At 38.1% G+C, this 17,766-nt stretch carries 18 protein-coding genes; 2 read left to right on the top strand and 16 right to left on the bottom strand.

Annotation, left to right across the window (positions count from 1 at the left end; genetic code table 11):
- Positions 1-63: 63 nt before the first annotated feature.
- From IV88_RS07510 to IV88_RS07445, 14 genes are all read right to left on the bottom strand, one after another.
- Complete coding sequence (locus tag IV88_RS07510; RefSeq protein ID WP_057800289.1) at positions 64-486, bottom strand: F0F1 ATP synthase subunit epsilon; 423 nt, start codon at positions 484-486, stop codon at positions 64-66.
- 12 nt (positions 487-498) lie between these two features.
- A complete protein-coding gene (gene atpD / locus IV88_RS07505; RefSeq protein WP_057800288.1) occupies positions 499-1,911 on the bottom strand; it encodes a F0F1 ATP synthase subunit beta in 1,413 nt (470 codons plus the stop codon).
- Between the two features lie 27 nt (positions 1,912-1,938).
- The gene (locus tag IV88_RS07500) at positions 1,939-2,868 is read right to left on the bottom strand and encodes a F0F1 ATP synthase subunit gamma (protein WP_057800287.1); all 930 of its coding nucleotides are present in this window, start codon (positions 2,866-2,868) and stop codon (positions 1,939-1,941) included.
- A gap of 31 nt (positions 2,869-2,899) precedes the next feature.
- On the bottom strand, positions 2,900-4,420 hold the full coding sequence (gene atpA / locus IV88_RS07495; RefSeq protein ID WP_057800286.1) for a F0F1 ATP synthase subunit alpha: 1,521 nt from the start codon (positions 4,418-4,420) through the stop codon (positions 2,900-2,902).
- Positions 4,421-4,451: 31 nt separating this feature from the next.
- A complete protein-coding gene (gene atpH / locus IV88_RS07490; RefSeq protein WP_057800285.1) occupies positions 4,452-4,994 on the bottom strand; it encodes an ATP synthase F1 subunit delta in 543 nt (180 codons plus the stop codon).
- Positions 4,991-5,509 (bottom strand): F0F1 ATP synthase subunit B, encoded by a 519-nt coding sequence (gene atpF / locus IV88_RS07485; protein ID WP_057800284.1) that lies wholly within the window; start codon positions 5,507-5,509, stop codon positions 4,991-4,993. Before atpF ends, atpH begins: the two co-directional genes overlap by 4 nt.
- A gap of 44 nt (positions 5,510-5,553) precedes the next feature.
- Positions 5,554-5,766, bottom strand: a complete 213-nt coding sequence (atpE, locus tag IV88_RS07480; protein ID WP_057800283.1) for a F0F1 ATP synthase subunit C — start codon at positions 5,764-5,766, stop codon at positions 5,554-5,556.
- A gap of 30 nt (positions 5,767-5,796) precedes the next feature.
- A complete protein-coding gene (gene atpB, locus IV88_RS07475; RefSeq protein ID WP_057800282.1) occupies positions 5,797-6,516 on the bottom strand; it encodes a F0F1 ATP synthase subunit A in 720 nt (239 codons plus the stop codon).
- A gap of 232 nt (positions 6,517-6,748) precedes the next feature.
- Positions 6,749-7,378, bottom strand: coding sequence for a uracil phosphoribosyltransferase (gene upp, locus IV88_RS07470; protein ID WP_057800281.1), 630 nt, complete (start codon positions 7,376-7,378; stop codon positions 6,749-6,751).
- Positions 7,379-7,449: 71 nt separating this feature from the next.
- Positions 7,450-8,688: a serine hydroxymethyltransferase gene (gene glyA / locus IV88_RS07465; protein ID WP_057800280.1), complete on the bottom strand. Its 1,239-nt coding sequence runs from the start codon at positions 8,686-8,688 to the stop codon at positions 7,450-7,452.
- A gap of 14 nt (positions 8,689-8,702) precedes the next feature.
- A complete protein-coding gene (locus tag IV88_RS07460) occupies positions 8,703-9,719 on the bottom strand; it encodes an L-threonylcarbamoyladenylate synthase (protein WP_057800279.1) in 1,017 nt (338 codons plus the stop codon).
- 6 nt (positions 9,720-9,725) lie between these two features.
- Positions 9,726-10,595: a peptide chain release factor N(5)-glutamine methyltransferase gene (gene prmC, locus IV88_RS07455; RefSeq protein WP_057800278.1), complete on the bottom strand. Its 870-nt coding sequence runs from the start codon at positions 10,593-10,595 to the stop codon at positions 9,726-9,728.
- A complete protein-coding gene (prfA, locus tag IV88_RS07450; protein WP_057800277.1) occupies positions 10,588-11,670 on the bottom strand; it encodes a peptide chain release factor 1 in 1,083 nt (360 codons plus the stop codon). Before prfA ends, prmC begins: the two co-directional genes overlap by 8 nt.
- A gap of 5 nt (positions 11,671-11,675) precedes the next feature.
- The gene (locus IV88_RS07445) at positions 11,676-12,260 is read right to left on the bottom strand and encodes a thymidine kinase (protein ID WP_057800276.1); all 585 of its coding nucleotides are present in this window, start codon (positions 12,258-12,260) and stop codon (positions 11,676-11,678) included.
- Between the two features lie 156 nt (positions 12,261-12,416).
- Here IV88_RS07445 and IV88_RS07440 point away from each other — a divergent pair, with 156 nt between their 5' ends.
- Complete coding sequence (locus IV88_RS07440) at positions 12,417-13,766, top strand: Mur ligase family protein (RefSeq protein WP_057800275.1); 1,350 nt, start codon at positions 12,417-12,419, stop codon at positions 13,764-13,766.
- Positions 13,766-14,473 (top strand): type 1 glutamine amidotransferase, encoded by a 708-nt coding sequence (locus IV88_RS07435; protein ID WP_057800274.1) that lies wholly within the window; start codon positions 13,766-13,768, stop codon positions 14,471-14,473. Before IV88_RS07440 ends, IV88_RS07435 begins: the two co-directional genes overlap by 1 nt.
- Positions 14,474-14,648: 175 nt before the next feature.
- Here IV88_RS07435 and asp1 read toward each other — a convergent pair whose 3' ends face one another.
- Together asp1 and IV88_RS07425 are read right to left on the bottom strand one after the other, a co-directional pair.
- A complete protein-coding gene (asp1, locus tag IV88_RS07430; protein WP_057800273.1) occupies positions 14,649-16,184 on the bottom strand; it encodes an accessory Sec system glycosyltransferase Asp1 in 1,536 nt (511 codons plus the stop codon).
- Positions 16,181-17,737 carry a glycosyltransferase gene (locus IV88_RS07425; RefSeq protein ID WP_157059329.1) on the bottom strand — a complete coding sequence of 519 codons (1,557 nt, stop codon included), beginning with the start codon at positions 17,735-17,737 and terminating at the stop codon, positions 16,181-16,183. Before IV88_RS07425 ends, asp1 begins: the two co-directional genes overlap by 4 nt.
- Positions 17,738-17,766 lie beyond the last annotated feature (29 nt).

The raw sequence follows: 17,766 nt of genomic DNA, 5'->3' as shown, positions 1-17,766 counted from the left end.
GCTTGACTTTGGGTAGAAAAAAAGCATTCAGGAAAATTCCTAAATGCTTTTAAGCTACCGATACTAATGTTTTGCAACATTAATACGGTTAATAGCACGTCTAAGTGAAATCTGTGCTCGACGTAATTCACTATTATCATGAACTTGTTGAGCTTGACGAATTGTTGCTTCAGCACGTTTTTTAGCACTTTCAGCACGCGCAACATCAATATCAGTTTCATTTTCAGCAGTATCAGCAACAATTGTTGCCAAGTTATCTGAAAATTCGACAAAGCCACCATTTACGGCAACTGCATCTTCTTTATCATTGCTATTTTTAATTCTTACTTCATCAATCGAAAGTGATGCAATAACTGGCACATGGTCGGGCAAAATTCCAAGTTGGCCTTCTTTAGTCTTAACGACTAACATTGACGCTTGGTCATTTTCGTAGACCTGTCCATCAGGAGTAACAATACTAACGGTTAATACTGAATTATCAGCCAATTAGATCCCCTCCTAGTCTTTTGCTGCACTTGTTAATTGTTCAGCCTTCTTAACAACATCTTCAATTGGACCAACACCACGGAAAGCATCTTCAGGTAGGTCATCATACTTACCATCAAGAATACCTTTAAATCCAGCAACTGTTTGATCAACAGGAACATAAGAACCGGGTTGACCAGTAAATTGTTCCGCAACACTAAAGTTTTGTGAAAGGAAGAATTGGATACGACGAGCACGACCAACGATCGTTTTCTCTTCGTCTGAAAGTTCATCCATACCAAGAATTGAAATAATATCTTGAAGTTCACGGTAGCGTTGTAAGACATGTTGTACTTCTGTGGCAACTTGATAATGTTCTTCACCAACAATTTCAGGGTCAAGAGCACTAGAAGTTGATGCCAATGGATCCACAGCAGGGTAAATACCTTGTTGAGTTAAGCTACGTTCCAAGTTGGTTGTAGCATCCAAATGGGCAAAGGTTGTCGCAGGAGCAGGATCAGTATAATCATCAGCAGGCACGTAAACGGCCTGAATAGAAGTAACTGAACCCTTCTTTGTTGAAGTAATACGTTCTTGCAGTTGTCCCATTTCAGTAGCCAATGTTGGTTGGTAACCAACGGCTGAAGGAATACGTCCTAGCAAGGCAGAAACTTCTGATCCAGCTTGAGTAAAGCGGAAAATGTTATCGATGAACAAGAGCACATCTTGTCCTTCAACATCACGGAAGTATTCAGCGATTGTTAGTCCTGTAAGGGCAACACGCATACGAGCCCCAGGAGGCTCATTCATCTGACCATAGACCATGGCCGTTTTTTCAAGAACACCCGAACCTTTCATTTCGAAGTACAAGTCATTACCTTCACGGGTACGTTCACCAACTCCGGTAAAGACTGAAATACCATTATGTTCTTGAGCAATGTTATGAATTAATTCTTGAATTAAAACGGTTTTACCAACACCAGCACCACCGAAAAGACCAATCTTACCACCACGAATATATGGAGCAAGTAAGTCAATAACCTTAATTCCAGTTTCTAGAATTTCGGTACTTGGGTTTAGTTCATCGTAAGCAGGTGGCTCACGGTGAATTGGGTTCCGTTTTGCTTCTGAATCGAACGCTTCACCACTATCGATTGTTTCACCTAAAACATTGAACACACGGCCAAGTGTTTTATCTCCAACGGGTACTTCAATTGGAGCACCAGTATCTTCAACATCAAGACCACGTTGTAAACCTTCGGTTCCATCCATGGCGATTGTTCTAACCACACCGTCACCTAATTCGATTGCGACTTCAGTAACAAGGGTTGAACCATCATTTTTCTTAATGTTTAAAGCACTATTAATTGCTGGGAGTTCTTCGTTTAAGGGAAATTCGACGTCGATAACCGGTCCGATTACTTGAACAACTTTACCAGTACTCATATCGTAAATTCCTCTCGTAAAAAAATTTTATTCGAGCGCTGCCATACCACCGGTAATTTCAGTAATTTCAGTAGTAATAGCACTTTGACGCGCCCGGTTATATTGCAACTCAAGGTTAGCAATTAAATCACTTGCGTTATCTGAAGCAGTCTTCATGGCAGTTGAACTTGAAGCATGTTCAGCTGTTTTAGCATCAAGAATTGCTCCATAAACCAAGCTTTCGGCATATTGTGGCAAAATATCTTGGAGTAATATTTCTGGAGATGGTTCAGCATCATATTCTGCACCAAACTTCATTGCATCATCCTGTTTATTTTCCACAAGATCGTCACCACCAATTGGTAACATCTTAACTGATTCAAATGAATTAGAGAGACGATTTACAAAATGGTTGTAACAAACGTAAAGTTCATCAAATGTGTCATTTGCGTACATTGTAGTAACGGTTTTAACAATTTCACGAACTTCATTAAATGTTGGAACATCACTAACACCGCGATATTCATAAGCAACATTCATACCCAGGTTTTTATAAAAATCAGCACCAGTACCACCCACGGCTAAAATGACAGAGTCATCTTTGTCGTGATTATTCTTAGCCATGAAGTCATTAGTTTTCTTAATAACATTACTGTTATAAGAACCAACAAGTCCACGGTCAGAAGTGATAACAAGGTAGCCGACTTTTTTAACTGGTCGTTGTCTTAGAAGATCAATAGCTGAAATTCCAGACTGATCAGAATCTGAGCCGCCTACAGAGCCTTCGCTCATTAAGTGAGACATTGCAAGATGAGCCACAATACTTTCAACCTTTTTAGCATACACTTGATACCCAACGGTATGTTTTTGAATTTGATTCAACTTGGCTGTTGAAACCATTTGCATGGCTGTCGTGATTTGGCTAGTTTTTCTAGTCGAATCAATTCGACGCTTTACATCTTGTTCAGAGATTGCCACTCATTCTCACCACTTTCCTATTCAGTATCAATTAAGCTTCAGTAGTTTTAGTTGGTTTAAAATGTTCTGCAAATTCTTTGATAGCAGCATCCATTTTTTCTGAATCAGGAAGATCATGAGTTTCATGAATCTCATCGAATAGATCTTTATGATTACTTTCAACAAAGTCCATTAATTCGTCTTGGAAACGAAGAATATCGTCAACAGGAACGTTATCAAGGAAACCATGTGTAAGTGCATAAAGAATCATAACTTGATGTTCTACAACAAGTGGCTTGTGCAATGGTTGTTTAAGAACTTCAACAGTTCGACGACCACGGCTCAACTTAGCTTGTGTAGCAGCATCCAAATCAGAACCAAATTGAGCAAATGATTCCAATTCACGATATGAAGCAAGGTCCAAACGTAAAGTTCCGGCAACTTTCTTCATCGCTTTAATTTGAGCATCCCCACCAACACGTGATACAGAAGTACCAGCATCAATGGCTGGACGAACACCTGAATAGAAATAATCACTATCCAAGAAAACCTGTCCATCAGTGATTGAAATAACGTTAGTTGGAATATATGCTGAGATATCTCCGGCACGTGTTTCAACGAAAGGCAAAGCAGTCATTGATCCACCACCTAAATCATCACTCAATTTAGCTGCACGTTCAAGCAGACGTGAGTGAGTATAGAAGATATCACCAGGATAAGCTTCACGCCCAGGCGGACGGCGAAGGATTAATGAGAGTTCACGGTAAGCATCAGCTTGTTTTGTTAAATCATCATAGACGATTAAAACATGCTTGCCGTTGTACATAAATTCTTCACCCATAGCTGCACCAGCATATGGTGCAAGATATAGCATTGGTGCTGGTTCAGAAGGACCGGCACTAACAACGATTGTATAGTCCATAGCGCCGAAACGACGTAATGTTTCTACCTGAGTACGAACAGTTGATTCCTTTTGTCCAATAGCAACATAGATACAAATCATATCTTGATCCTTTTGGTTCAAGATTGTATCAATAGCAACTGATGTTTTACCAGTCTTACGGTCACCAATGATTAACTCACGTTGACCACGACCAATTGGAACAAGTGAATCGATGGCCTTAATACCAGTTTGAAGTGGTTGGTCAACTGATTTACGTTCCATAACACCAGGGGCTTTATGTTCAATAGGACGTGTCTTGTCGGTTTGGATTGCTCCATTTCCATCAAGTGGTTCACCCAGTGGGTTAACAACTCGACCGATCAAGGCGTCTCCAACGGGAACTTCCATAATTCTACCAGTGCGTTTAACAGTATCGCCTTCATGGATGCCATCAAAGCTACCCATGATAACAATACCAACGTCATTTGATTCAAGGTTTTGAACCATTCCGTAGACACCGTTAGAAAACTCGAGAAGTTCTCCAGAAAGAGCATTATCTAAGCCATGAGCACGAGCAATACCGTCACCAACATATGTAACGGTACCTGTTTCTTCTACATTAAGCTCAGCTTGGTAGTTTTCTAATTGCTGTTTGATTAGAGCACTGATTTCCTCAGCCTTAATGCTCATAAAAGTCTCACCTCTTTACAAAATCGTTTCATTAACTAATAAGCATCTGTTTGATTTTGTTAATTTGTGAACTAACGCTACCATCGTAGATTAGTCCGTTTGCTTGTAGAATTGCGCCACCAATGATTGAATCATCGATATTACTATCTAAAATAACTTGTTTTGCACCCACACGTTTAGCAAATTGTTGAGAAATTTGATCACGTTGAGTGTCACTGATTTGGACGGCCGTAGTTAACTTAGCACGAACAATATGCTGGTTAGCATCACAGAGATCATCGAAAGCATCGATAATATCTGTCAGGTTACCAATTCGGCCATAGTCAAAGGTCATCTTGATCAGGTTACTAACGTAAGGTGAAGCACTCTTAGTTAATAGATTTAAAATCTCTAACTTTTCATTATGTTTCAGGCCTTTATCCGTTAAAATTTTGCCTAATCCGTCGTTATCTAAAAAGACTTGGCGAACCTGATGAAGTTCCTCCCGTGTGGAAGTAACTTGATCATGTTCAGCGACAACATCGAATAATGCTTTGGAATAACGTTTTGCAATGGTCATCTTATCTAGACTCATTTGTTATCACCCAAACCTTCGATATAAGAATCAATCAATTCCTTTTGACTGTCAGCATCAAGTTCTTTTTTGACAATTTTAGAAGCAATTTCAATAGACAATGCCGCAACATCGTTTTGTGCGCCCTTAAATGCATCGGCACGTTCTTGTTCAATATCAGAATGAGCACGTTCTTTAAGTGATTGAGCATCTTTTTGAGCTTCATCAACAATCAAAGCTTTTTGACGGTCACCACTATCCTTGGCATTGTTAATAATGTCTGTTGCTTCTGCATGAGACTTATCTAAAGCTTCTTTACGTTCAGCAGCTAACTTTTGAGCTTCCTTACGTGATTCTTCAGCTGAGTCCATATCATTAGCAATTCGATCAGCACGTTCTTTTAAGATTGCACTAACCGGATTCCATGCAAAGTATGCAATGGCAGCCATTAAGACAACAAATAGGATTGCGTAAAACAACATATCACCGATATATAAACCAGCACCTGCTGCGCCTAACAAAAAATGCGAAAACATCTATTGACACCTCCCTTTTAAGAAATTATCTGTATCAAAAAGTATTATTTGTTCATTACAAGTAATGAAACAACAAAGGCGATAATAGGCATAGCTTCAACTAAACCAACACCGATGAACATGTTTGTACGTAATTGACCAGATAATTCAGGTTGGCGAGCCATTCCTTCAAGCATTTTTGAGATAACGATACCATCACCGATACCTCCACCAATAGCTGCTCCAAACATAGCAATTCCAGCTGCAATAGCACCCATAATAAATGTTCCTCCTAAAATTAATTAAAATTATTCTTCTACTTCGATCTTATCGGAAATATATACGGACGTTAGTGTAACGAACACGAACGCTTGTATAGCACCCAAGAATACGGAAAACGCTTGCCAAATTAAAGCAAGTAGGATGGCAACAACCATATTCAGGATTCCTCCAGAAAATGCCATACCACCAATGATCTTCAAGAGCATTTCACCAGCGAAGATAACACCGTAAATACGTAAACCAAGAGTTAAGAAATCAATAAATTCAGTAAAAATACTGATTGGTAACCACACCTTAAATGGTGTCAGATACGTATTCTTAAAGTATCCTTTAAATCCAAGTTGTGACACACCCGAATAATGCGCAAGCATCATTGTAATCAATGAGAATGTCAAAGTTACAATCGGATCAGCCGTTGGACTTCTTAAGTAAGTAACATGATTCCAACCTATTTGTAAGAACAAACCTATTTCGTTTGAAACAAATAGGAACAAGAATAATGTAAATGCGTAAAGTCCAAAACCAGTAGACTTTTTAGCATCCATCGATCCACGTAGGATTCCATTTGTGAAATCCATCATCCACTCTAGTGCATTCTGTTTACCTGTTGGTCGTAACTTCAAGTTACGAGACATAATAAATACAACTAGAAAGACAATAACTGCTGCAACCGTTCCGGAAATGATGTTCGTTGTATTGAATGTCAAACCAAGAAACTGAAATGTAGCAATTGATTCACCATCCACAGAATATCACCTCTTTTCTACCATATATTTTAATGTTTAGCGTAATAAAAGACAGTATTTTCCGTGTGAAAATACAATTGAAATAATACCACCAATTCAACTAAAACACAAAAAAAGAAATATCTATCAAACCCCGTCAATGGTAGCGCTTCAACCCTACTCACTACATGATTTTGAGTCCAAAATAAAAAGTAATCTGAATTAAAATTCAGACTACTTTTTTAAAATTGTATTATTTAGTTCCAAAAAGACGGTCACCTGCATCACCCAAGCCAGGAACAATATATCCGTCTTCGTTCAAACCGTCGTCAAGAGCGGCTGTGAAGATATCAACGTCTGGATGAGCTTCTTGCAAGGCTTTAACACCTTCTGGGGCAGCTACTAGGAAGCAAAGACGAATGTCTTTTGCACCACGTTTTTTAAGCGCATCGACAGCCATAATTGCTGAACCACCTGTAGCAAGCATTGGATCAACCACAAAGATTTGACGTTCGCTAATGTCACTTGGTAACTTAACGAAGTATTCCACGGGCTTAAGTGTCTTTTCGTCACGATACATACCGATATGACCTACTCGAGCAGCAGGAATCATTTCTAGCATTCCGTCAACCATACCTAAACCTGCACGTAAAATAGGTACAATAGCAACCTTTTTACCTGAGATTTGTTTTTGTTTCGTAACTTGAATTGGAGTTTCAATAGTTACATCTTCTAATGGCATATCGCGTGATACCTCATAAGCCATTAAATTAGAGATTTCATTAACCATTTCCCGAAAAACTTTAGTACCACAATGCTTATCGCGGATAATTGTTAATTTGTGTTGAATCAACGGATGATCTAAAACTTCAAATTTGCCCATGCTAAAAACGCCCCTTTCAATTTTCCTTATCAATTGTAGCGAAAAACTGAGGAAAAAACTAGGCTATTTGCTTAAATTGGATGATTTTTTGTTAAATTAAAGACTGATTCCTTAATTTCATCCAATACTGCTTGATTTTCAGAGTTATGAATTGCCTTAATAATGAGATGAGCAACTTGTTTAGCATCGTCTTCTTTAAATCCACGTGTTGTAATTGCAGGTGTTCCAAGTCGAATCCCACTGGTTTTAAATGGACTTAACTTTTCATCTGGAATTGCTTCTTTATTAGTGGTAATAAATACACCATCTAATAAGTTCTGAACTTCTTTACCATTTAATCCCGTTTGAGTTAAATCAATCGTCATCAAATGATTATCAGTTCCACCCGAAACAACATGCAAGTCTGGTTCATTTTCAAAAACTTCAGCCATTGCTTGAGCATTCTTAATCACTTGTTTTGAATATGTTTCAAATTCAGGTTTCAAGGCTTCACCAAATGCAACAGCTTTACCAGCAATCACATGTTCTAATGGTCCACCTTGGTTTTGAGGAAAGACTGCAAAGTTTAATTGTTTAGCATATTTTTCTTGAGATAAAATCAAACCACCACGAGGTCCACGTAAAGTCTTATGTGTTGTAGTTGTGACAACATCAGCAATGCCAACTGGTGATGGATGTAATCCTGTAGCTACTAATCCAGCGATATGAGCCATATCGACCATTAAGAAGGCACCTACTTCGTCAGCAATATCTCTAAACTTCTGCCAATCAATAATACGACTGTATGCTGAAGCACCAGCGACAATAATTTGAGGCTTTTCTTTAAGGGCAATTTCACGAATTTTGTCATAGTCTAATCGTTCAGTTTTAGCATCGACACCGTAACTAACTGATTGATAAAATGTTCCACTAAAACTAACTTTTGCCCCATGAGTTAAATGACCACCAGCATTGAGGTCCATACCCAAAATCTTATCACCAGGTTTAATAAATGCGGAATAAGCAGCGGCATTAGCTTGTGATCCGGAATGTGGTTGAACATTCGCATATTCGGCCCCAAATAGATCTTTAGCACGATCAATTGCTAATTGTTCAATTTGATCGATAAATTCACAACCACCGTAGTAGCGCTTGCCAGGATATCCTTCGGCATATTTATTGGTTAAGATACTTCCTTGTGCTGCACGAACTGCATCAGAAACAATGTTTTCGGATGCAATTAATTCGATATTGTGTTGCTGACGATCAGCTTCACGATTAATTGCTGCAAATAATTCTGGGTCTTGTGCCTCAATTTCAGGTTTAGTCATTAAATAAAATCCTCCTAAAGTGCTTGATTTTTGAGATGTTGCTGACCGGCTGATTTTTCTAACCGATTCATATATGCTTCGCCCAAGCCTTCTTTATTAAATTCTTGTGCAAAGATTACTTGTATTTTCTCATTATTATCTAATGTACGCAAGCCATCAAATAAATTATGAGCGGCGTCATTCACATTTTTGCCTAAACTAAAGGTAACTGTCTCATCCCATGGATATTCATCTAATACATGATCGACGGCCATAACAGCGCTTTGATCTTTGAACTTTGTATCCACAAGTTCGTGAACTTGATTCCATTCTGAGTCACCTACGATGTATACCTGAGCTGCGGGGGCATAATGTTTGTACTTCATTCCTGGGGCTTTTGGAACTTCATTAGCACCAACTTTATGATGATCAGTCTGTATTTCTCCAATCACAGGTTCTAATTCGGCAGGCGTAAGTGCTCCGGGACGTAAAATTGTTGGAATCGCCCCAGACATATCAATAACAGTTGATTCCACACCAATTTTAGTTTCTCCATCATCTAAAACGCCAGCAATTTTACCATCCAAATCATGCATTACATGTTCAGGTCTTGTTGGACTTGGTTTACCAGATGTATTGGCTGAAGGTCCGACTAGTGGTACCCTTGCGGTTTTAATCAATTCAATTGTGGCCGCATTAGCTGGATTACGAAATGCAGCTGTTTTAAGCCCACCTGTTACGGTTTGACTCAATGCACCAGGAATAATTGGCAAAATGATTGTTAGTGGCCCTGGCCAAAATTGATCCATTAGCTTTTTAGCTGCCGGTGTAATCGTCGCAAACTTTTTAACATCTTCTTCACCAGCAACGTGAACAATTAAAGGATTATCAGATGGACGTCCCTTGGCTAAATAAACTTTTTTAACAGCAGTTTCGTTAGTTGCGTCAGCACCAAGACCATAAACTGTTTCAGTTGGAAAAGCGACCAGTTCACCATCTCTTAGCTTTTGTGCTGCTTCATTAATTTCTGATTTCGAAAATATCTTACTCATCACTCATTACCTCATCTGTACTTTTAAAATTCGATCGTGTTCAGTAATATCTTTGATAATTTCAGTATTTGCATCTGGAAATTGGCTTTGGAACCACTCTTTTAATGCTGGCCCTTGTCTAAATCCGATCTCGCATAACAAATAACCACCTACATTCAAATATTCTTTTAAATGCTTGCCAATCTCTTTATACCAGAATAATCCCTGATCTTCTGCAAAAAGTGCCATGTCGGGTTCATAATCTAGGACACTTTGATCCATATCTGAACGTTCATCTTCAGCAATGTAAGGAGGATTGCTGACAATCACATCAAACTTATTCATTTTCGATTCATCTAATGCTTCGAACATGGAACCTTGTCGCAATGTCACATCTACACCAAAATGTTGTCGATTAATCTTAGCAATGTCTAAAGCATCATTGGATAAATCAGTACCTGTGACTGACCACTCTGGTTGCTCTAACTTTAGAGTTAAAGCAATATCACCACTACCAGTTCCCAAATCCAGTACATTAGCATTATTAGGCAAGTCTGATTTCAAACTTAAAACTTGCTCCACTAATTCCTCTGTTTCCATTCTTGGAATTAAGACTCGCTCATCAACGTAGAATTCTCGTCCAAAGAAATTAGCAATTTTAGTAACATATTGTGCCGGTCGACCTAAAGCAACTGATTGCACCATTTTCTGAAATTGTTGCCAACGAGAACTGGTCATCTGTGCACGATAATTTAATACCAACTCTGAATGACTCCACTGGTACTCATCCATCATCAATAGTTGTGCTGAATCAGGGTCAACATTTTTCGAATTGTTTTGGATAAATAAAGAAGCCCATTTCAGGGCTTCAAAATACGTTGGAAGATTACTACTCATTTCGTAACTGCTCCATCTTTTTAGCTTGATCATCAAGAATCAAAGCATCAATTATTTCTTGTAGTTCACCATTCATAACACGATCTAATTTATTTAAAGTCAAACCAATCCGATGATCTGTTACACGGTTTTGTGGGAAGTTATATGTTCGAATTCGTTCTGAACGATCACCCGTTCCGACCGCACTCTTACGTTCCGCATTATATGCATCAGTTTCTTGTGTTTGATAGTAATCATAAACACGTGCTTTAAGAATCCGCATCGCTTTTTCACGGTTTTGCTGTTGTGACCGTTCATCCTGCATAGCAACCACAATACCAGATGGTAAATGGGTCATACGAACAGCAGAAGATGTTTTATTAATATGCTGTCCACCAGCACCAGATGAACGATAAACGTCAGTTCTAATGTCTTTAGGATCCAATGTAATATCAACATCTTCAGCTTCTGGCATTACACCAACTGTTGAAGTTGAGGTATGAACACGGCCAGCTGATTCAGTGGTAGGAACGCGTTGAACACGGTGAGCACCATTCTCATACTTAAGTTTGGAATAAACTTTATCACCAGAAATCATCAATACAATTTCTTTAAATCCACCAACATCAGTTGGGTTTTCATCAACGATTTCAACTGTCCATCCTTGGCTTTCAGCGTAACGACTGTACATGTTATATAAGTCAGCAGCAAACAAACTAGCTTCGTCTCCACCAGCAGCACCATGAATTTCCATAATGATATTTTTTTCATCGTTAGGGTCTGATGGAAGCATCAAGATTTTGATTTCTTCTTCTAACTTATCGCGTTGTTCACGTAATTCTGAAAGTTCACTCTTAACAAGGGCGTCCATATCAGGATCTAATTTTTCTTGTTGTAACTCTTCGTTATCTGAAATTTGTTCAACCACATCACGGTATTGTTTGTATTTATCTACCGTTTCACGCAGTTCACCTTCTTCTTTAGAAAGCGCGGTATATTTTTGTGAATCAGCTAAAACATCTGGATCTGCCAAAAGTTCGCTTAATTCACTGTAACGATCCGCAACTGCTTGTAGCTTATCAATAAAGTTATGCATATATCTTAGTTCTCCGTTTCTTCAATTAGCTGGTTGAAATAATGGCGACGACAAACTGGGTAATATGATTCATTCCCACCAATTTGAACCTGTTCACCTTCATATACTGGTTTACCATCGTGGAATCTAAGATTCATCAAAGCCTTATGCTTACAGAACCAGCAAATCGTCTTCATTTCCACAATCTTATCAGCATACAATAAAAGATATTTAGATCCTTCAAATAGTTCATTTCTAAAATCATTTTTTAAGCCAAAAGTCATAACTGGAATTCCAAGTTCGTCAACGACTTTAGCTAGTTCCAAGACATGATGTTTCTTTAAGAATTGTGCCTCGTCAATTAAAACACAGGCTGCATCTTCCTCTTGGCCCTTAATTAGTTCTAAAATATTTGATTCATCAAAAATTGGAATTGCAGGACTCTTCAAACCAATTCGACTGGATATTTCACCAACCTTGGTTCTAGTGTCAACACCACTTGTCATTAGAATAACGTGTTTATTTTGTTCTTTATAGTTATGAGCAACCTTTAAAATCTCGATTGATTTACCACTGTTCATTGCTCCGTAATGAAAGAAAAGTTGTGCCACTGCAATCCCCACCCTTTAATTTTTATATCCAACTTTAAAGTATAGCTGATTTAGATTAAAAATTCATCACTAGGTTATATAAGTAAGAAACTTTTTTTTTTAGCGAATTTAGATTAAAATAATAGCTTAGATGTTTACAACACACGGAGGATAATCATGTCGTTTAAAAGTACCCTAGCCACTTGGGCTGGAAAATCATCATACTGGTTCCTGCATACTTTCCGTTCGGGTGGTAGTTCACTCCCCGGAAAAATCACTACTAAAGTTGACCCTGACATTTTAAAAACACTTGGCCAAGACTACGATGTGGTTATTATTACAGGAACAAACGGAAAGACACTTACAACTGCTTTAACAGTTAAAGTACTCCGTCAAAAATTCGATCATGTTTTAACTAATCCGACTGGTTCCAACATGGAACAAGGAATTGTAACTACCTTCCTTACGGATCACAAATCAAAAAACGGTAAAAATATTGCCGTTTTGGAAGTTGACGAAGCAAATGTTATTAAAGTTACTAAGTACATCAAACCACTTGCATTTGTATTCACTAATATTTTCCGTGATCAAATGGACCGATACGGTGAAATTTACACAACTTATCAAAAAATCTTAGATGGTGTTGCACTTGCTCCAGAGGCAACGATTATTGCTAACGGTGATACGCCAATCTTTAACTCAAGGGATTTACCAAATCCAATCGTTTATTACGGTTTCAATAACCAACCAGATGGTGAGATGCGTGCCCACTTTAACACTGATGGTGTCTTGTGTCCTCGTTGTCAGCATATCATTCACTACAAATTTATTACCTATAGTAACCAAGGTAAGTATTACTGTCCTAACTGTGGATGGCATCGTCCAGAACTACGTTACCAACTTACTCAGTTAGGTGAACTCACACCAAACAGTTCGAAGTTCTTTATTGATGGCTCTAACTTCAACCTTCACATTGGTGGTTTATACAATATCTATAACGCATTGGCTGCTTATTCAGTTGGTAAATTCTTAGGAGTTCCAACTTCTGCTATTCAAACTGCTTTAAATGATCCCGATGAACGAGTATTTGGTCGTCAGGAACAAATTAATGTCGATGGCAAAGAAATCATCATCGTCTTGGTTAAAAATCCGGTTGGTATTAACCAGGTTATTGACATGGTCGGTACTGAAAAAGATCCATTCTCATTTGTTGGACTTTTAAATGCCAACTATGCTGACGGCTTGGACACTAGTTGGATTTGGGACGGCGATTTTGAAAAGCTTACTCAAATGAATATTCAACAATATATGACCGGTGGCGAACGCTACAAAGATATTACTTTCCGTCTTAAAGTAGCTGGTGTTCAAGATGACCAGTTATGGGTTGAAAACAATTTGAAAGATGCTGTTGCAAAAATTAAGGATTTACCAACAAAAAGAGTTTATGTTTTCGCAACTTATACAGCCATGCTACAATTGCGTAAACAATTAGCAGCTGATGGATACATTAAGGAGGGAATGGCTTAATGTTTAAATATGAATTGAATGTCGCTCATCTCTACGGCGATTTAATGAATACCTATGGCGACAATGGTAACTTACTAGCACTAAAGTACTACGCTAACAAAATGGGTGTTGATCTCAAGACAACTGTTGTTAGTTTAGATGATAAGTTCAATGGTCAGGATTGGGACATCGTTTTCTTTGGCGGTGGTCAAGATTACGAACAGACCATTGTTTCAAAAGATATTCAGGATAAAAAAGATGGCATCACTAACTATATTGAAAATGGCGGTCCTATGTTAGCCATCTGTGGTGGTTACCAACTCTTGGGCCACTACTATGTCGGTGCCGACGGTGAAAAGATTCCAGGTATTGGCGCTCTTGATCATTACACAGTCAGTCAGGACCATAACCGATTCATCGGTAACATCTTGATTAAGAACAAAGAAACCGGCGAAAAATATCACGGCTTTGAAAATCATAATGGTATGACTTATCTCGGTAAAGGTGAACGTCCCCTTGGAGAAGTTATCGAAGGTCATGGTAACAATGATCAAGGACAGTCTGAAGGAGTTATTTACAAGAACGTATATGGTTCATACTTCCACGGACCAATTTTAACTAGAAATGGTATTCTAGCTAAACGAATTCTACTAACTGCACTTAAACGCAAATATCCTGATGTTGATTTCAGTGCACAAGAAGAAATGCAAATTGAAGCAACATTTTAAATCTAAATTAAAAGAGAGTGAGAAAAAAGGCGGTTTGATTCTGAGCATAGTATAGAAAACCGAATGATTCGTACTTGGAATCGTTTGGTTTTCGTAGATAGGCGGAAGAGTCAGCCTTTTTTCTCCGATTTAGACTATTAAAGTTAGGAAATGAAAAGACCCTGAAGTAAAAACGTTAGTTTTTACCCAGGGTCTTTTCTGTTTCTATCATATTTTTCCACTGCTTAATCACAACTCGATCGCCGTACTTTTTATAAATATTGTAGGCATCGTTGCTGTATTCTTGTAAATCTTGAGCATTGGTAAACAAATGTACGATTGATTCAGCCATCCCTAATACATCACCATCATTTAACAGTATACCATTGTGATGCGAATCAATAATCTCACTTGGACCATAATTATCGCTGAATGTAACAACAGGTAACCCGTGCCCTAACGCATCGATCATTGCCATTGGCATTGCATCCTCATGATTAGCTGATATAAATACTTGAGCCTGGTTATAAATGTCGTCTAGATTGTGTTCAAACCCTTTAACCTTAATTTGTTGAACTAGGCCTAATTCCGAAATAAGTTCATTTAATTGATTAACAACCGTTGTGTCTCCATAACCGTAAATATCAAGACTAGCATTGGGAACATCATTATGCACCAAGCCGAATGCTCTAATTAACAAATCAACCTGTTTTTCTACTCCCAGTCGACCAACAAAAATGGCTTTGTTTGCTTTTCTGTCTGACATCGGAATTAAATCTAATTTCTGTTGCTTACTAGATATCGAGTTTCCTGGAATAACAAAAATAGGAAAGCTTGGATGATTTAAAATCTTATTTAGATCTTTTTTCTGGGCTTCGGTCATTACAATCACACCATCTAATTCATTCGACCGTTGAACTAATGCTTCGTAATAAACTGAATCGAGTTGCCCTCGATCTTGGTTTGCTCGATCTAATCCATGCAGAATTGGAATTGAAATAAATTTATGCACAGAAGTTTTCATATTTAAAACCGGTGAGTTGGTTTCAACTGGACGATCAGCAATTACAATCGAGTTCGAACCAGCCTCTTGATTGATTTCATCCAAGAAAAATGTGAATAGTTCATCCCGATTATCAAAATTGTAATCTTCACCATGATAATCAATTAATTTCAATAATGAGACGACCGTTTGACCATCACCAGTTTGCATATAATATTCTTCAATCGCGTGACTTCCATCTAATTTAAGATAAAATTTAGCCAGCGTTTCCCCAACCGGCGTTAAATATTCCTCAGCCGACTTGAATCCCCGCCAATCAAACCAATCTTTTTTCACAATATGATTATAGGCATCGTAGTAATCCACATGATCGACTCGACCAAAGGTTCCAGCCGCAAAGTTAATATCTGCCACAACATGATCACCTTCAGTCACCCGACTGTAGTTAGCTCCCTGTTCAACTGCGTATTCATATGACCAATTTAAATCATTGCTACGAAGAAATTTGCTAGGGACAGATTCTGTTTCTTGAAAGTAATCATACAAATTGACAACATCACGATCCTCTAAATTGAGAATCTCCATATTGCGGTGTAATGCTGAATTATAATCTCTCGTCACAATTTTACTAGGAATCTTGTAATGCCTGAGCAAGCGTTGCCGATTAATTTCAGCATATTCAACACCAGAATTAAGTTCCATTAAATACTGGTTCACCATAAAAATCATTCTAGTGTTCCCCCCTTTACGTTGCCAAAGAAAGCTTGTGCGTCATCATCCAACGCCTGCCACTCCTGCCAAACCGTTGCTTCATCAAAGCGAGTACGATTTTGATAAGCTGCTTCACTATATTTTTGAAGTAAATCATCATTGGACAATAAATCAATCATTGCTTGTGCTAATGCGTGATAGTCACCATCTGGAACCAACTTTCCACTGACATCATTTTGAATAATATCCGAAGGTCCGTATGGAATATCGTAAGACACAACTGGAATACCATGTGACTGGGCTTCTAATACTGCTAAAGCAAATCCTTCCACAGTGCTGGTTAATACTGACAACTGAGCTTGATCCATCTCGAACGCAATATTATCACTATAACCTTTGAAAAATACTGAATCAGACAGTCCACTATCTTGAACTTGTTGCTTTAATTTTGGGTCAGTCACACCATCGCCGTATCCCCAAATATCCAGTGTTGCAAAAGGAATGCTTTGATTTACAATTTGAAAGGCTTTGATGATATGATCCAAGCGTTTTTCTGGGAATAGTCGTGCTACAACAATAATTTTACCTGGAGTACGCAAATTGAAATCAACTGGCGGTTGATCCATTAACTCTTGTGACACTACTCCAACCGGAATCGTATAAATTTTAGTTCCCAGTTCGCCAAATCGTTGCGCTAGATCACTACTTTGTTGATGAGTTGAATTAATAACTCCATTCCAGAATTTGAAATTACGTAATGAAAAATCAAAGTTATTATTCAAAATTGGATCCATGATATCTTTAGGATTGCTAGTATGGGCACTATGCAAGAAGAGTACTTTAAATGCTTTAGTTTCCATGTGTAGTAACGACCAGCCCATTTCAGTTGCCCGATCAGCAATAAAGACATTTTTTCCATCATCCACACGATTTAATTCATCAAAAAAGAATCTCTGTAATCCCATAATTCCAGTAAATTCATAATCCTGTCCGTTGTAATCAACCACTCGAATTAAAGAGTTCTTAATTTCACCGGAACCATCCTTGGTATAAAAGGACTCATAAACTAATTTGCCAGTTGGTGAAAAGACCTGTTCTACATTAGTAGCACCAGTGGGATTATGAATTTCTGCCATCGACATGAATCCACGATGATCAAACCGCTCACGTCGTAACAAATTATTAGCGTAGTCATAATAATTAACTGCTGAAACTTGTTCTTCATTGGGCCATGTTTCGATTAACATCGTCTTACGACCCTTAGCATCATTTACCAACGTTGTTCCATCGCCTTGAACCACTCTCGTGGAACCACTTGGTATTTTAATATCGGTTGCACGGACTGTTGTATTTTTAAAGTTTTCAGTACGTTGCAAAAAATCAAATAAGTTCACATGATTAGTAGGATTAATCCCAGCCGCCTGCAGGTTTCTTTGACTATCTGGATCGAAGTTTCTCGTCACAATCTTAGACGGTTGATCAAACCTATTGAAAAGGTTAACGCGTTTAATCTGGGCATGTTCAATACCAGATTTATTAATCGGAATTGTTGTGTTCAAAAAATAATACACTTTACCACTCCTCGTATATTTAAAATATA

Source organism: Pediococcus argentinicus, from assembly GCF_001437605.1.
GTDB classification, from domain to species: domain Bacteria; phylum Bacillota; class Bacilli; order Lactobacillales; family Lactobacillaceae; genus Pediococcus; species Pediococcus argentinicus.
Note: the sequence above shows the minus strand (reverse complement) of the source record. Positions and strands in the feature narration are given on the sequence as shown.

What these genes read in the sequence shown, in the direction of transcription:
- atpD (WP_057800288.1), bottom strand. Translation starts at nt 1,911, where the DNA reads ATGAGTACTGGTAAAGTTGTTCAAGTAATCGGACCGGTTATCGACGTC.
- atpA (WP_057800286.1), bottom strand. Translation starts at nt 4,420, where the DNA reads ATGAGCATTAAGGCTGAGGAAATCAGTGCTCTAATCAAACAGCAATTA.
- atpH (WP_057800285.1), bottom strand. Translation starts at nt 4,994, where the DNA reads ATGAGTCTAGATAAGATGACCATTGCAAAACGTTATTCCAAAGCATTA.
- atpF (WP_057800284.1), bottom strand. Translation starts at nt 5,509, where the DNA reads ATGTTTTCGCATTTTTTGTTAGGCGCAGCAGGTGCTGGTTTATATATC.
- atpE (WP_057800283.1), bottom strand. Translation starts at nt 5,766, where the DNA reads ATGGGTGCTATTGCAGCTGGAATTGCTATGTTTGGAGCAGCTATTGGT.
- upp (WP_057800281.1), bottom strand. Translation starts at nt 7,378, where the DNA reads ATGGGCAAATTTGAAGTTTTAGATCATCCGTTGATTCAACACAAATTA.
- glyA (WP_057800280.1), bottom strand. Translation starts at nt 8,688, where the DNA reads ATGACTAAACCTGAAATTGAGGCACAAGACCCAGAATTATTTGCAGCA.
- IV88_RS07460 (WP_057800279.1), bottom strand. Translation starts at nt 9,719, where the DNA reads ATGAGTAAGATATTTTCGAAATCAGAAATTAATGAAGCAGCACAAAAG.
- prmC (WP_057800278.1), bottom strand. Translation starts at nt 10,595, where the DNA reads ATGAGTAGTAATCTTCCAACGTATTTTGAAGCCCTGAAATGGGCTTCT.
- prfA (WP_057800277.1), bottom strand. Translation starts at nt 11,670, where the DNA reads ATGCATAACTTTATTGATAAGCTACAAGCAGTTGCGGATCGTTACAGT.
- IV88_RS07440 (WP_057800275.1), top strand. Translation starts at nt 12,417, where the DNA reads ATGTCGTTTAAAAGTACCCTAGCCACTTGGGCTGGAAAATCATCATAC.
- IV88_RS07435 (WP_057800274.1), top strand. Translation starts at nt 13,766, where the DNA reads ATGTTTAAATATGAATTGAATGTCGCTCATCTCTACGGCGATTTAATG.
- asp1 (WP_057800273.1), bottom strand. Translation starts at nt 16,184, where the DNA reads ATGATTTTTATGGTGAACCAGTATTTAATGGAACTTAATTCTGGTGTT.